At 65.6% G+C, this 15,418-nt stretch carries 9 protein-coding genes; 2 read left to right on the plus strand and 7 right to left on the minus strand.

Going from position 1 to position 15,418, the window contains the following annotated elements; translation table 11 throughout:
- Positions 1-74 precede the first annotated feature (74 nt).
- Positions 75-1,130, plus strand: a complete 1,056-nt coding sequence (locus tag ABXH26_RS07255; RefSeq protein ID WP_353566383.1) for a glycosyltransferase — start codon at positions 75-77, stop codon at positions 1,128-1,130.
- On the opposite strand, the gene ABXH26_RS07260 is transcribed toward ABXH26_RS07255, so the two are convergent.
- The 3 genes from ABXH26_RS07260 to ABXH26_RS07270 all read right to left on the minus strand — a co-directional run bounded on the left by ABXH26_RS07260 (position 1,118) and on the right by ABXH26_RS07270 (position 4,819).
- Positions 1,118-2,029 (minus strand): hypothetical protein, encoded by a 912-nt coding sequence (locus ABXH26_RS07260; protein WP_353566384.1) that lies wholly within the window; start codon positions 2,027-2,029, stop codon positions 1,118-1,120. The genes ABXH26_RS07255 and ABXH26_RS07260 overlap by 13 nt on opposite strands.
- 112 nt (positions 2,030-2,141) lie before the next feature.
- Positions 2,142-2,531, minus strand: coding sequence for a rhodanese-like domain-containing protein (locus tag ABXH26_RS07265; RefSeq protein WP_353566385.1), 390 nt, complete (start codon positions 2,529-2,531; stop codon positions 2,142-2,144).
- A gap of 68 nt (positions 2,532-2,599) precedes the next feature.
- A complete protein-coding gene (locus ABXH26_RS07270) occupies positions 2,600-4,819 on the minus strand; it encodes an NADP-dependent isocitrate dehydrogenase (RefSeq protein WP_353566386.1) in 2,220 nt (739 codons plus the stop codon).
- 657 nt (positions 4,820-5,476) lie between these two features.
- Between ABXH26_RS07270 and ABXH26_RS07275 the strand changes: the two genes are divergently transcribed.
- Positions 5,477-7,291: a polysaccharide lyase family 4 protein gene (locus ABXH26_RS07275; RefSeq protein ID WP_353566387.1), complete on the plus strand. Its 1,815-nt coding sequence runs from the start codon at positions 5,477-5,479 to the stop codon at positions 7,289-7,291.
- A gap of 3 nt (positions 7,292-7,294) precedes the next feature.
- Here the strand turns inward: ABXH26_RS07275 and ABXH26_RS07280 are convergent, their stop codons facing one another.
- The 4 genes from ABXH26_RS07280 to ABXH26_RS07295 form a co-directional block, all read right to left on the minus strand.
- Positions 7,295-10,762 carry an endo-beta-N-acetylglucosaminidase gene (locus ABXH26_RS07280; protein ID WP_353566388.1) on the minus strand — a complete coding sequence of 1,156 codons (3,468 nt, stop codon included), beginning with the start codon at positions 10,760-10,762 and terminating at the stop codon, positions 7,295-7,297.
- A gap of 102 nt (positions 10,763-10,864) precedes the next feature.
- Positions 10,865-11,305: an MgtC/SapB family protein gene (locus ABXH26_RS07285; RefSeq protein ID WP_353566389.1), complete on the minus strand. Its 441-nt coding sequence runs from the start codon at positions 11,303-11,305 to the stop codon at positions 10,865-10,867.
- Between the two features lie 57 nt (positions 11,306-11,362).
- Positions 11,363-12,286: a hypothetical protein gene (locus ABXH26_RS07290; protein WP_353566390.1), complete on the minus strand. Its 924-nt coding sequence runs from the start codon at positions 12,284-12,286 to the stop codon at positions 11,363-11,365.
- Between the two features lie 76 nt (positions 12,287-12,362).
- Positions 12,363-15,353, minus strand: a complete 2,991-nt coding sequence (locus ABXH26_RS07295; RefSeq protein WP_353566391.1) for a family 78 glycoside hydrolase catalytic domain — start codon at positions 15,351-15,353, stop codon at positions 12,363-12,365.
- Positions 15,354-15,418: the final 65 nt, after the last annotated feature.

The raw sequence follows: 15,418 nt of genomic DNA on the forward strand, positions 1-15,418 counted from the left end.
GTTCAGAAACCGGATCAGGATCATGAAAATCCTGTTGATCCTGCGACCACCTTCCTGCACGTCGCCTCCGGAACTTGAAACGGGAGGGAAGCCTGAGCGAGACTCCGGGCGTGTTGCGGATCTGTCATGTGCTGGCCAGCGTCGGGGAAAAGGGCGGGCTGGAGAAAAACGTCATCGAGCTGGCAAACCGGCAGGCCGAGCTGGGGCATGAGGTGAGCGCGGTGGCCGATGAGACGATGCGCGCCTACTTTTCCGACAAGGTGAACTTCGTCCCCCATCCGATGTCGGGCGGGCGTCTGAATCTCTTCAACCTGCGGGCGCTCCAGCGGCGGATCGTTTCGACGAAGGCGGAGATCGTCCACGCCCATGCCAATAAGGCGGGCCAGATGGTGCGGTGGATCCGCCGCGGTCTGGGAAACATGAAGCGGGTGGCGACGGTGCAGAACATCAAGCGCAGCGCGAAGCCCTTCCGTGACTACGACGCGGTGATCACGGCCTCGGCTCAGGTGCGGGACTCTCTGGGCGGGATCCCGGCGACGGTGATCTGGAACTCGATCGAGCCGCCGCCCGAGGGCACCAAGGAAGCCGCGCTGGCGACTAATCCGCCGTGGCTGGGAGGCGGCGAGCCGGTGTTTTGCACGGTTGGCCGGCTGGTTCCGGCGAAAGGGATGGACCTGCTGTTGGAAGCCATGGCGCAAGTGCCGGGCTTCAAGTTGTGGCTGGTCGGCGACGGCCTGCAGCGGCCGGAGCTCGAAGAGATCATCGCGAAGCACGGGCTGACCGAGCGGGTGTGGATGGCGGGGCACCGGGATGACGCGGTGGGCCTCATGGGCTGCGCGGATCTGTTCGTGGTCGCTTCGCGAAATGAAGGCGGCCCCTACACTTTGGCGGAGGCGCTCCACATGAAGGTGCCGTGCCTTTCCACGAAGGTCGGCTTCGCGCCGGAGTTCCTGCCGGAAGAGGCGCTGATGGAGACCCACTCGGTGGACGAGCTGGTGCGGGGCCTGAGGTTCGCGCTGGAGAAGCCGGATGAACTTCGTGAGCGAATGGCGGGAGCCTATCAGCTGGTGGCCGGCGAGGTCACGCTGGAGGCGATGACCCGGAAGGTGCTGGAGGTTTACCGCAGGTAGCGCAGGTCTCCGGTGGCTCTCATGGCCCAGCGGGCGAGATCTTTTCCGTGGGAAACCCAGTCGTGGGCGAAGTCGCGGACCGTGAACTGGTGGGAGGCGAAACAGGTGAGCACGATGACCAGCAGCAGGTTCGCCAGGTAAATGATGGCCAGCGAGAGGAAGGTGCCGTTCTCCTTCAGGTCGGGCTGGTCGCGGGGGATCATCCACAGCGTCCACAACAGGTGGAACGTCCAGAAGAACCCGAGCAACGCATAAATGGTCTTGGTGACCGTCGGCGTGGGATTGAAAAACTGGGCGGCGATGGCGTAGGAGGCCATCAGCGTGGCGGCCCACAGCGGCACGAAGTAGGGCGCCAGCGAGATGACGATGTTCGACTTGTCCGTGGTGACGTAGCCGCCGTCGGCGCTGACCCCCCAGTCGCTGATTTTTCCGCGGAAAAGCCAGATGGCCAGGATGTGCGTGAGTTCGTGACCGAGGACGTAGACGTAGAGGAAGGCATTCCAGAACAGCCCGGAAACGAACCACCCGGTCATGAGCAGCGCGCCGGTGGCGAAATACCAGAACGCGCTGGTGGTCCAGAACGAGCGGTCCATGGCGAAGCCGCGGAACAGGTCGAAGTAGGTCCAGGTGGTGACGAGGCACAGCGGCAGCAGGGACAGCCCGAGCAGCCAGCGGATCATCCGCAGCAACACGCCCGGCGTGTCGTCGAGCGGCAGCGGAGCGGCGACGGCCGCCTGGATGTGCTTGAACCGACGCCGGCCCGCGGGCTTGTTCTTCGTGACCCGCACGCGGGCGCGGGCGTCGGCCAGCCGAAGCGCCTCGGTGAAAGTCGGTCGGTGCCGGCGGCGGTTGTTGCCACCGCGCTTGCCCAGGTTCAGCTCTTTCCTCCGGCCCGCCATGCGTGGGCGAGGAGATACTTCGGATTCCTTAAGCGATCAAGATGGAAGAAATGCGCAAGCGGAGCGCCGACGATGCCCGCGCGGGGCGGTGCCGATGCCACCCTCGCCGGTCCTAGTCCTTGGTCACCGGCTTGCCATCGGCGGTCCAAGAGGTGATGCCCCCCCGCATGTCGTAGACGGTGGTGAAGCCTTCTTCTGCCAGAATCGAGGCAGCTTGGGCGCTGCGATGGCCGCTACGGCAGTAAACGACCACCGGCTTGGATTCATCCAGCGCGGCGGCGGTCTTTTCGGCGAAGCCGGGCTCTTTGACGTCGAGGCGGACGGCGTCCTCCAGATGCCCCTCGTCCCACTCCGCCTTGGTGCGGACGTCGAGGAGCTGGGCACCTTCGTTGACCTGCTGCTGGGCGACGGAGGTGCTGACTTTTTCCACCACCGGTCCGTTTGCCGGGACCGAGCAAGCAACAAGGAGGAAGGGGGAAACGAGGAGAGTCGCGAGCTTCATGGCTGAGGTCGTTTTCAGGCTGGGGCTCCGATACGCCCTGAAGGCCGCACTCCGAACCCGGGTGGCGGTCAGTCGAGGATGCCGTTCAGCGTCCCGCTCGGGCGCATGGCGGCGGAAACCCACGACTCGTCCGGCTGGTAGTAGCCGCCGATGTCGACCGGCTTGCCCTGCACGGCAAGGAGTTCCTCGACGATCTTCGCCTCGCTGTCGGCCAGCGCCCGGGCGATCGGCTCGAACTCGGCCTTCAGCTCGGCGTCGTCGGTTTGCGCCGCGAGCGCCTGGGCCCAGTAGAGGGTCAGGTAGAAGTGCGAACCGCGGTTGTCGATGCCGCCGAGCTTGCGGGTCGGCGACTTGTCGTTCTGGAGGAACTGGCCGGTGGCGGCGTCGAGCGTGGTGGCGAGCACCTTGGCCTTCGGCAAATCATGGACCTCGGCGAGGTGTTCGAGCGACACCGCGAGCGCCAGGAACTCGCCGAGCGAATCCCAGCGGAGGTAGTTTTCCTCGACGAACTGCTGGACGTGCTTCGGCGCGGAGCCGCCGGCACCGGTCTCGAACAGGCCGCCGCCGTTCATCAGCGGGACGATCGACAGCATCTTCGCCGAGGTGCCGAGTTCGAGGATCGGAAACAGGTCGGTGAGGTAGTCGCGCAGGACGTTCCCGGTTACGGAAATGGTGTCCTCGCCGTTTTTCGCGCGGGCGAGGGTGAAGCGGGTCGCCTCCTCGGGCGAGAGGATGCGCAGGTCGAGGCCGTCGGTGTCGTGATCCGCGAGGTAGGCGTTGACCTTCTTGATCAGCTCGGCGTCGTGGGCGCGGGCTTCATCGAGCCAGAACACCGCCGGCGTACCGGTCGCGCGGGCGCGGTTGACGGCGAGCTTCACCCAGTCGCGGATCGGCTCGTCCTTGGTCTGGCAGGCGCGCCAGATGTCGCCCTCCGCCACTTCGTGGGAAAAAAGCTCCTTCCCGTCGGCATCGACCACGCGGACGAGGCCGGCCGACTTGATTTCGAAAGTCTTGTCGTGCGAGCCATACTCTTCGGCCTTCTTGGCCATCAGGCCGACGTTCGGAACCGAGCCCATGGTGCGCGGGTCGAAGGCGCCGTTCTCGCGGCAGAAGTCGATGGTGGCCTGATAGACGCCGGCGTACGAGTGGTCGGGAATGACCGCCAGCGCATCCTGGCGCTCGCCGGCCCGGTTCCACATCTTGCCGGAATCGCGGATCATCGCAGGCATCGAGGCATCGATGATGACGTCCGAGGGCACGTGCAGGTTGGTGATGCCCTTGTCGGAGTTGACCATCGCGAGGTCCGGCCCGGCGGCGAGGGTGGCCTCGATGTCGGCCCGGATTTCCGCCTGCTGGGCCTCGGGGAGTTCGGAAATCTTCGCCACCAGATCGCCGAAGCCGTTGTTCAGGTCGATGCCGAGCGGCTTGAAGGTGTCGGCGTGCTTGGCGAGCAGATCCTTGAAGAACACCTTCACGCAGTGGCCGAAGATGATCGGGTCGGAGACCTTCATCATGGTCGCCTTCATGTGCAGGGAGAACAGGATGCCCTCGGCCTTGGCGGCCTCGATCTGGTCCTGCAGGAAGGACACCAGCGCGTCCTTGCTCAGGCAGGTGCCGTCGAAAACCTCGCCCTCGAGCAGCTTGAGGCCGTCCTTGAGCACCGTCGTCGAGCCATCGGTGCCCACGTGCTCGATGCGCACGGTGGTCGGCGCGGAGAGGGTCACGGATTTCTCGTTCGAGGCGAAATCCCCGGCGTCCATGGTGGCCACGCGGGTCTTCGAGTCGGTCGACCAGGCACCCATGCGGTGCGGGTTGGCCTTGGCATAGTCCTTCACCGCCTTCGGCGCGCGGCGGTCGGAGTTGCCCTCGCGCAGGACCGGGTTCACGGCGCTGCCCTTGACCTTGTCGTAGCGCTCCTTGATCGCCTTTTCGGCGTCGTTCTTCGGCTCCTCGGGGTAGTTCGGCAGCGCGTAGCCCTTGCCCTGAAGCTCGGCGATGCAGGCCTTGAGTTGGGGGACCGAGGCGGAAATGTTCGGCAGCTTGATGATGTTCGCGGTCGGTTCGAGCGCGAGGCCGCCGAGGAAGGCGAGCGCGTCGTCCTGGCGCTGGTTTTCCGTGAGCACTTCCGGGAAGGTGGCGATCACGCGGCCCGCCAGAGAGATGTTCGGCAGCTCGACCTTGATCCCCGACGAGGCGGTGAATCGACGGATGACCGGCAGCAGCGAGTACGTCGCGAGGGCCGGGGCTTCGTCGGTCTTGGTATAGTGGATGGTCGGGGAGTCGGACATGACGGGCGTGGATTTAGGGAAAGCGGTGGCAGCGGTCAAAGAATTTGCGGAGCAGGGGAAATGCCGGGCTGCCGAGGAACCCTCGCAGGATGAAGAGCTTCGCGGACTCGTGATGGATCCCGGTGTTTCGGTGTTTCGGTGTTTCGGTGTTTCGGTGTTTCGGTGTTTCGGTGTGCGGCGGGATGGGGCTAACGAGCAGCGGATTGGGATAAAATGGCGCGGTTTTGACGATTTCCCGGCTGTACGAGGGGCTTCGGCTCCGGCGGGATGGGTCGTACAGGACTGTAAGGGGGCATTTGGCGTGGCCGGAGGGGTCTTACAGGACTGTAAGGGGGCATTTGGCGCGGCCGGAGGGGTCTTACAGGACTGTAAGGGGGCATCCGGCGTGGCCGGAGGGGTTTTACAGGTCTGGAGGAGGGCATTCCGCGTGGCGGGAAGGACCCTGCGGGCGGGTGCTGGGTCCGTGGTCCGAAGCACCGAAACACCGAAACACTGAAACACCGAAACACTGAAACACCGCACCCGCGTGGAAGCGCTTTCCCGTCCCCTCAACCGCAAGCGGGCCAGGAAAGGATCCGGGGTTCACTTCGGGGGGTCCCCCTAATGGGTGAGGGCATTGTCGATCGCCGGTTGCGGGCCGGGCCGTTTGAATGCGGCATGAAGTGCTTACAGGGATGGCTTTTCCTCCTCCTCGCGCCGTCGGTGCTGGCGGGGGTGGAGCTGCGCGGGAAGGGCGATGAGGTGGTGATGAAGAACAGCAAGGTCGAAGTGACGATCGACAAGCGCCATTCGACGGTCACCTCGATCCGCATGGGGCGCCACGAGATGGTGGGGGGCAAGCCGATCTATTACAGCATGGGCGGCGGCAAGGGCTACCGGCAGCCGGGCGGCGCGGAGTTCCGGGTCGTCGAGGACTCGGGGGAGATCGCCCATGTGGCTTTCCTCCAAAAATGGCGGACGGGGATCCCGCAGGAGGTCGATATCGAGGTCCACTACGTTCTCACGCCGGACACGTCCGGCGTCTATACCTACGGCATCCTGAATCACCCCGGGAGCTATCCCGACGGCGGCGTGGGGGAGTGGCGGATGGTCTGGGGCATGCCGGCGAAGAACGAGCGCGAGTGGCTGATGGAAAAGATCCGCGTGGACGGGCTGCGGGACTGGGAGATGCCCTCGCCCGACGATTTGGCGAAGGCCAGGCCGACCGGCATCAAGGAAATCATCGAGATCACCCGCGGGCCGCGGAAGGGCCGCTTCGACTGCAAGTATGACTTCAACCTCGAATATTACTCGGTCGGTTGCTGGGGGCATGCCAGCGACAAGAACCACGTGGGGGCGTGGATCGTGCTGCCGAGCTACGAGTTCTTCAACGACGGGCCGATGAAGCAGGACCTGTCGTCGGCTTCCGGGATCATCCACATCCACTTCGGCCGCAATCACTACAACGGCTCGGGCACCAGGCTGGTGGCCGGCGAGGCGTGGCGGAAGATCTACGGTCCCTATCTTCTCTACTGCAATGAGGGGGGCGATGCCGACCAGCTATGGGACGATGCGCGGGAAAAGGCCGCCGAAGAGCGCGCCAAGTGGCCGTACCCGTGGGTCGGGGACGACGAACTGTATCCGCCCGCCGAAAAGCGCGGCAGCGTGAGCGGGCGCCTCGTCATCAAGGATCCGCTGAAGCCCGCGGTCTCGGCGGCGGGGGCCTGGGTCGGGCTTTCGCAGCCGCCGCCTGGAGGGAACTGGCAGTTCGAGTCGAACCACTACCAATACTGGACCAAGGCCGGGGAGGACGGCGCGTTCATCATCCCGAATGTCCGGCCGGGAGAGTACACCTTTTCCGCCTTCAATGACGGGGTGGTGGGGGAGTTCGAGCTTTCCGGGGCCAAGGTGAAGGCAGGCGACAACCCCGCGGGCACGATCGAGTGGAACGTGGAGCATCCCGGAAAATCCATCGCCTGGGAGATCGGCGTGCCGAACCGCCGGGCCGACGAATTCCGCCTCGGGAAGGACTTCTTCCATGGCTATGTGTGGACGCGGTTCTCGGAGGAAATGGAGAACCCGCTGGTCTATACCATCGGCAAGTCCGACCCGGCGACGGACTGGAATTTCGCCCAAGGCGCCTACATGAAGGGTGGCAAGTGCGAATCGTGGCCGTGGGAGATCCGTTTCCACGTGGATCAGGACTACGACCGCCAGGGCACCGCCCACCTGGTGCTGGCGTGGGCGTCCACCGACGGCGCCCGGATGGAGGTCAGCGTGAACGGCGGGCACGTGGCGCGCTTCTACCCGAAGGTCGGGGGCGGCAATGCGTTGCTGCGCGAGGGGATCCACGCGAAGTACGGCTACGATGTCATCGACTTCCCGGCCAGGGAACTGCGCCGCGGCACCAACCGCATCACCCTGGTGCAGGGGCGCGACAGCGGACCTGCGAACCACGTGATGTATGACTACGTGGCGCTCGAGCTGCCCTGAGGGTCAATTCTCCAGCGCGGAGATCCGCAGGTAGCAGCAGTCGAGCCCGGGATCGTCGAGGCGCGCCCGGACCTCGGTGGTGGCGGGATCGATGACGGTTTCCTGGAGCTGGATGCCATCGGTCGACCAGTGGGCCAGGTCGCTGGACCACTCGACGGCGAGCTGGACGCCGGAGATGTCGCCCGGCCGGCGGAAGGTCAGGGAAACGCCGGCGGCGTCGGTCTGGAGCGTCCAATCCGGCGTCGAGGGAGCGAGGGGATCGAGCTGGAGCACGAATTCGAGGAGGTTGGCGAGTCCGTCGTGATCCGGATCCGCGGAGCCGGCGACGAGCGCGGGATCGATCGAGCCATCGAAGGCGAGGATCGTCCAGGCATCGAAGGCCTCGGGAGCGGGGGATGCTACGGTGGCGGCCGTACTTTCACCCGCCGGGTTGAGGGTGGTGACCCGGTAGTAGCGGTCCGCGGAAAGGTCGGCCGCCTCGGTGAGCGCGGGAGTCGTCAGGCCGGAAGCGAGCTCGACGAAGGGCCCCGAGGGCGTGTCGGAACCCTCGACGCGGTAGCTTTCGGCCCAGGCCGGAGCGGACCAGGTGAGTTCGACGTGGTCGGAGAACCGACGAGCGGCAAGATCCTGCGGCGGGCCCGGCACCTGCCATCCGTAGACCTCGATTTCGGCCACGTTGCAGTGGGGATCGTCCGCATAGCGGAAATAGCGGTAGAGGCCGGGTTGGTCGATGGCGATGCGGGTGTAGATGCCTTCCGGCGGGGTGTCGGTGATGGTGTGAAGCGTGACGGCATCGCTGAAGTCCGGTTCGTTCGCCGCCTGAAAGACGCCGCCGGGCATGCGGAAGGCCCAGCCGGCGCGGGGCAGGAAGCTGATGCCGGTGATCCGGCTCGCGCGCTGCGAGGAGAAGTCGAGCCCGGTCCAGCAGCCGTCGGAAACGGGTGCGTCGAAGAAGGTCGCGGGGTTGCCGTCGAAGGCCTTGTCACGGGTGTCGCCGAGATCGTTCCAGGAGCCGGCGGTGCCGATGGACTCACCGGTGAGCGAATGCTCGAAGCCGGCCGGCTCGGGCATGGGCACCGCGATGGTGGCCGGCACGGAGGTGCCGAAGTCGCCGCCAACAGCTTCGACTTCGAGCTGGGCGGTCGTTTCCCCGGCCACCCGTGTCAGGTCGGGCACATAGCTGGCGCGGGCCGAGGTGGTGCCGAGCCACCGCCGATCGCCATTGGGGAAACGGCGGAACACGTTGTAGTAGTAGAGCCCGCTGGTCGGCGAGGGGTCCCACGCCAGGCGCACGGCGAACTGGTCGGCGGTGAGGGCATCGGTCTGCGTGACGCGGAGGTCGGTGACCGGCGAGGGGGTGGAAATGGCACCGTTGTAGAGCGCGAGCTGGCCGATGCGGATCGAGTAGTTGCTGACCGTGGAAGTGCTCGCAAAGCGCAGCCCGATCGAGCCGATGGTGCGGCCGGCGTGGGCGGCGAGGTTGAAGGTGGTGGTGGTCCAGCCACTGCTGGTGGTGCTGCCCGCATCCCACAGCTCGAGCGTGCCCGGAGCGTCCTGGAAGGCGATGGCCAGCTTCATCCGGCTGGGCGCACCGGACTGGCCGGTTTTGAAAATGATCCTCGCCCGGGTCCGCGAGGTGACCGGCAGGTTCGCGGCGTAGAGGGGGATGTCGTTGGTGGCATCGAGTGTGCCCTCGACCAGCAGCGAGGTGCCGCCGGTGTAAGCCTCGCCGAGCTGCAGGGTCGGATGGAGCTGGCTGCCGGTGCTGTGGACGATCCAGCGCCAGGTCGGCAGGACGTCCTGGGTGCTGAGGTTGTTCCAGTCGAAGTCGCCGGCCTGGACGCCGTTGACGAAGTAGGACTGGCCCTGGCCGCGGTTGAAGTGGGTGACGAAAGGCAGGCTCTGGAGCGGCGTGGTGGCGGGAAAGTAGTGGGCCATGCCCTTCCAGTTGGAGGAGGTCGCGGTGTTCGAGGGGTCGCCGTTTTGACCGGAGAAGAAGAGGATTTCCCGATCGTAGAACTGGACTGGATCGGAGGAGTGGTTGAAGACCGCCTGCTGGCCGTAGAAGGCCAGGGACAGGCGGTGAGGTTGGTTTTCGGGGAAAATCGCGCTCCAGTCGATCGAGGCATCGTAGCCGCCGGACTCGAAATCGACGCCGGCGTAGACCTCGTAGGGATCGACCCCGAGGCTCTGGGCGAGCGAGCGGGAGTTGGCGAGGCCGTTGGTACTCCACCAGAAGTTCAGGAACATCGAGTCCGCCACCCGACTTCCGTTGTGGCTGAGAAACATGTCATTGCTGGAAGTCAGCGCGTTCTGCCAGCTGATCGAGCCGTTCTCGGTCATGGCGTCATACCACATGATCTCCAGCTCCGGAGCCTGGGCGCGGAAGTAGGAGATGAAGTCGCGCATGTCGGCGGCATCGCCGGAGTTGCCGCCGGCGGTTTCCTGATTGATGAACCAGCCGTCGAAGCCGTAGTGGCGGGTCATTTCGATGAGCTTGTCGGCCACGGGAAAGCTTTCTCCGTCCTTCTGCAGCATCGCCCGGACGAAGCCGAACTGCCCGCCGTAGGCGGTGGGCGGGAAGAAAATCGTGCCCAGCACGGGGACGCCGTTGCGGTGGCCGGCATCAATGACCGGGGCGTTCGGCGCGAGGATCAGGCCCTCGCCGGCGGAGCCGCCCCAGAACACCATCTTGTCGGTGTATTGCCACCCGGTGTAGGCGTTGTAGTGACGGACGCGGGAGCCTTGGGACGGGCTGTAGCTGGTGGGGGCGAAGGCCGAGAGGATGGTGGCGCCGCCCTCGTTGGCGCGGGCGTGGGAGTTGGCCTGGAAGGCGAGGTTGCTGGTGCGGGCGGCCCTGGGGACAAAGGAGCGGTTGAACTCCGTGGCGGTGTCCGCTTCGGGCGTCCAGCGCAGCAGGGACTCCGGATACCAGAACGAGGCATACGGGGGCACGGTGGCGGGCAGGGCGAAGTCCTCCGTTTCCGTGAAACGGGCGGTGGGCACGGAAGGGTTGATGCGCTCGTCGAGCAGAACCCAGTGGCTGCCGTCGTCGCTGCCCTCGAAACGCCAGTTTCCGGGGTCGCGCTCGGCGGCATCGTTGGCGGTGGTGAAGCCGTAGGCATCGATGGTGACCGCCTGAGGAAAGTGAAACACCAGCGGATGCATGGTGAGGTCGAGCCACTTGCTGTCGGTGCTGCCGTCGATGGCCTTCGCGGGATCTTCGCCGGCGGGCGAACTGCCCCCGGGGTTGGTGACCGACACGCCGGCGAGGTCGAGCCGGTCGCCCTGGTGGAGAAAGCGGAACTCGGAGAGCTGGATGAGCGTCGTCGGCGGATTGTCGCGCTGCCGCATGGGGGTGAACCGGAACCACGGGTGGGTTTTCCCCGCAGCGGAGGCGGTGACGACCAGGGCGCAGACGGCAAGGGGCAGGACGGTTCGGCTGGCGACGGGATGTTTCAGAAACTTCATGGACGGATAGGGAAAGCCGTGGCTCCGGAGAGCTTCCAAAAGCGGGCTGCGCTGGAAGGCTAGGAAAAAATCTTCGGCGAGACCATCCAGCATCTCACGCGCTCATTCATCCGTCCGCTCGGGCAGGCCGAAATGGCCCTTGGCCCGATCGCCGAAATAGAGCGTCAGGAACGAGGCCACCGACAGGATGGAGGCGACGTCGAAGCGGTTGTAGGCCACCGCCAGGCCGAGGGCACCGGTCAGCCAGATCGCGGCGGCGGTGGCAAGGCCCATGGCGTATTCCTCGTTCTTGAGGATCGCACCGCCCCCGAGGAAACCGAGGCCGGACATGATGCCGCCGATCGTGCGGGCGTGGTCGCCGTGCTCGCCCAGGACCGGGATGGCGACCAGCATGAAGCCGCAGGAAGTCATCGAAACCAAAGGAAAAGTCCGCAGCCCGGCGGTGCGGTTCGCGCGCTCGCGGTTCCAGGCGGTGGGCAGGGAAAACGCGAATGCCACGGCGAGATGCCACAGGGCGGACAGGCCATCAAGGTCTCCGGTCATCAAGCTCAACATGCCCCGGATCCACCGCCGCTCAAGGGGCGCCTGTGCCCGCCCGGCCTACTTTTCGGGCTTCTGGAACATCTTCGAAGCCATCTCCAGGCCCATCAGCTGCATTTCCTTCACCTGGTCGCGGTAGCTCTGGAAGGCCGCCATCTGCTCCTCGTTGAGAACGTCGCCCACCTTGCGGTTGATGATCTCCGACTGGGCGTTCCAGTCCTGCTCGAAGCGGTCCTTCACGTTCGCATCGGCCAGCGCCTCCATGCCCTCGGCGCCGTTCCAGTCGGTCCCCTTGTAGCTGGTGCGCGCCTCATACATGGCGTCGATGAGCGCCGTTTCCTGGCCGGGATCGAGCGGCGCGCCGGCATCCGTCATGGCCGTGCGCAGGCCGCCGAGCTGCTGCTGCTCCGGGAGCTTCTTTTCAAAGTCCTGATAGGCGGCGAAGTCCTCGTCGTTGTTGAGGAAGGACTTCACGGCCTCCTCGGTCTGCTTTTTGGACTCCTCCATTTCGGCGAGCAGGGCATGGCGCTCTTCGTCGTCCTTGGCCCCCATCAGCTTCATGCCGATCTGCTGTTGGTCGGCGAGCAGGTTCGACTTGAGGTCGAGGAAATAGTCGGCCTCCTCCTTGTTCAGGCCGAAGGATTCGACGAGGTCGGCATACCACATCGCCGCCATGGCCTTGACGCTCTGGGCCATCATCGAGCGGGTGACCGGGTTTTCCGTCATCTTGCGGAGGGTCTTCCCCATGTCGGAAACTTCGGTTTCGGGCTCGTCCGGGGTTTCCACCCGCCGGGCGAGTTTCGGAGGCATGGCTTCAGCTCCTTCTTCCGCGGCACCCATCGAGGAGCCGGCGGTTTCCTCCGAGCGGCTGGCGACCGGCGGCGGCGTGGATGCGAGGTCTTTCCTCAAGCCCTGCATCCGCACTTCCTCCACGGCCACGACGGCGACCAGCAGCGCAACGACCACCCATCCATTGATTTTCACGATCGTCAGTATGGGTGCGGCATCGGCCGGGCGCAATCCGGCGGAGCAGGAAATGCTGTCAGCACGCAGGACGGGCTTAGTCCACGATCTTCAGGCCCTCGACGTGCATCCGGTAGCTCCCGGGGGGCAGATCCAATTCGGCCAGTCCGTCCACCATGCGCAGCGTGGCGGACTTGCCCTCACGGCTGACCTTGAGGGTTTTCCCATCGGCCGGTGCCAGGCGGAGGGTGGCGGTGGTGTTCGGGGGGATCACCGCCTCGAGTTCCATCCCGTCGCCCGTCTTTTTCCACCCGCTGGAGGCCAGTCCGTAGGGTGTCTTGAGCTCGGTGCGGGCTCGGTCGAGCGGCTTGCCCGGCTGCGGCTGGATGAAAAGGTGCCGGTAGCCCGGCTGTGCGGGATCGGGCGCGAGGCCGGCGATGCGTTCGTACATCCACTGGCCGATGGCGCCGTAGGCGTAGTGGTTGAAGGAATTCATGCCCGGATTGCCGAAGCCGTCCTCGTGGCTGTAGCTGTTCCAGCGCTCCCACATGGTGGTGGCACCTTGGCGGATCGAGTAGAACCACGAGGGATAGCTCTCCTTGAACAGGGCGGTGTAGGCAAGGTCCGTGCGACCGAAGCGGTCCAGCACCGGTGCCAGCAGCGGAGTGCCGAGGAAGCCGGTGCGCAGGTGGCCCTCCGACTCCTCGAGCATCCGCTCGAGGTGGCCGAGGGCCAGCGGGCGGAGTTTTTCCGGCAGCAGGTCGAAGCCGAGCGCGACCAGGTAGCCGGTCTGGGTCTCGACCGGGGTGGTCAGCTTGCCATCGTCATCGAAATACCGGGCGGTGAATGCTTTCGCGATCCTCTGCTCCTGCCGTACGAGCCGGGAGGCTTCGTCTTTTTTCCCGAGGCGCTCGGCGGCGAGGGCCGTGAGGTGGGTCGAGCGGGCGAAGTACGCCGTGCCCAGTAGATCATTCGGCGTGTCGGCGCGGGAGTCCTGGTTCTGCGGGTAGGGCTGGAGCCAGTCACCGTACGCGGTGATGTCGACGATGCCGTCCTTTTCCTTGCTCTCGTAGTAGCCGACCCAGCGCCGCATCATGTCGAAGTTCTCGGCGAGGAGGTTGAGGTCGCCGGTGCGGACGTAGATTTCCCAGGGAATGACCGTGGCGGCGTCCGACCAGCCGGGCCCTCCGCAGGCGTCGTTGAGGACGTTAGGGATCACGTTGGGAATCGAGCCATCGTTATGCTGATCGAGGCGCATGCTCTCCAGCCAGCTGGCGAAAAAGGCGTGGACGCCGGCATTGTAGACCGCGGCCGGCGCGAACACCTGCGCATCGCCGGTCCAGCCGAGGCGCTCGTCGCGCTGCGGGCAGTCGGTGGGAACGTCGAGGAAATTCCCGCGCAGGCCCCACTGGATGTTGCTCTGGAGCTGGTTGAGGAGTTCGTGGGAGGAGTCGAACGAGCCGGTCCACGGGAAGTCCGAATGGAGCACCACGCCGGTGACCCAGCCGAGGTCGGGCTTGGTGCCTTCCGGGAAACCGCTGAGCTCCACGTAGCGGAAGCCGTGGAAGGTGAAGACCGGGTGCCACTCCACGGTGCCGCCGGCCGCGGCGGTGTAGGTATCGGTCGACTTCGCGTTGCGGTAGTTCGCGGTGTAGAGCGTGCCGTCCTTTTCCAGCATCTCGGCGAAGCGGATCGTGATCTCGGCGTCCTTCTTCACCGGGATCCGGAGCTTCGGCCAGCCGACCATGTTCTGGCCGAGGTCGAACACGAACCGACCGGAGGCCGGCTCGGTGACCGCCACGGCGGGCAGCTCGCGCTCGATGCGGGTGGGGAAATGCCGCTTCGGCGCGATGCGGACCTTGCCATCGGGCTTCGTGGCCGTGACCGGTTGCCACGAGGAGTCATCGAAGCCCGCCTTGTCCCAGCCCGGCATCTCCCGGCGGGCGTCGTAGATTTCGCCATCGTAGATGCCGGAAAAGCGGATCGGCCCCTCGTTCGTCGCCTTCCACGAGCCGTCGCTGGCCACCACGGAAGTACTGCCATCCTCGTACTCGATTTCCAGCTGCAGCAGCAGCTGCGGCGATACCCGGCCGGCATTGTGCGTGCCCCAGCCGAGGCGGCCGCCGAACCAACCCTCGCCCAGCTCCACGGCCAGCGCGTTGTCGCCCTGCCGGAGCTGGCCGGTCACGTCGTAGGCCAGCGTTTCGATCTTCTTTTCGTAAGGCGTCCATCCCGGTGCCATGAAGTCCTCGCCGACCTTGCCGCCGTTCAGGCGGACCTCGTAAACGCCGCGCGCGGTGACGTGGAGGCGGGCCTTGGCGACCTTGCTCGTGACCTCGAACTCCTTGCGCAGCCGCTCCGGGACAAAGCGAGGCTGGTCGCCGCCGGCCTCTCCGGTCTGCAGGTTGTAGCTTTCATTTTCCGCGAGAACGAGTTCCTTCCGCTCGCCGTCGCGCGTGAGCGTGAGATGCAGCTTTTTCACCACGCCGAACATCGGGTCACCGCCGGCGAGGTCGTTGTTGGCGGCGATGAGAGGTTTGCCTTCTTCGAGGCGCTGACGGAACTCGGAGGTGAGATCGACCGCTTTGTCCGGGTGGCCTTCGGGCACGTAGATGGCCTTTTCCACGGTCACTTCGGGGCCGGGCGGCGGCGGGGGAGGCGTCATGTGAATCCACGAGCCCTGCCAGTCGGACGCCTCCAGCAGGCCGAGTTCGAAGCGGGCCGTCTCGCTCCAAGGCGAAGGTTGGCCGTCCTGGTCCCAGAACTTGACGCGCCAGAAGACGGACCGGCGGGAGTCGAGCGCCTTGCCGTGGTAGGGGAGCCAGACCGAGTCGCCCGAGCCGACCTTGCCGCTGTCCCACAGGTCGGGCGTGCCGGAGAGCTTCTCCTCCGAGCTGGCGACCACGATGCGGTAGGCTTTTTGAAAGGCGGCGCCGCCGGTGGGCGGGAGTTTCCACGAAAAGGTCGGCGAGCTGTCATAGAAGCCGATCGGATTCACAAAGCCTTCGCTGACGCGAAGGTCGACGGCAGGATCCACCGCCAGGGCGGGTCCCGCTAGCAGGGCGGCAAGGAGCAGGGTAGGTCGCATGATTTTGGGTTTTTGCAGACCCTTTCCATACGAAGCCGGCCGCCCCGGTTGTCACGGAAGTCCGT

This window comes from Haloferula sargassicola (genome assembly GCF_040362925.1).
In the GTDB taxonomy this organism is placed as follows: Bacteria; Verrucomicrobiota; Verrucomicrobiia; order Verrucomicrobiales; family Akkermansiaceae; genus Haloferula; species Haloferula sargassicola.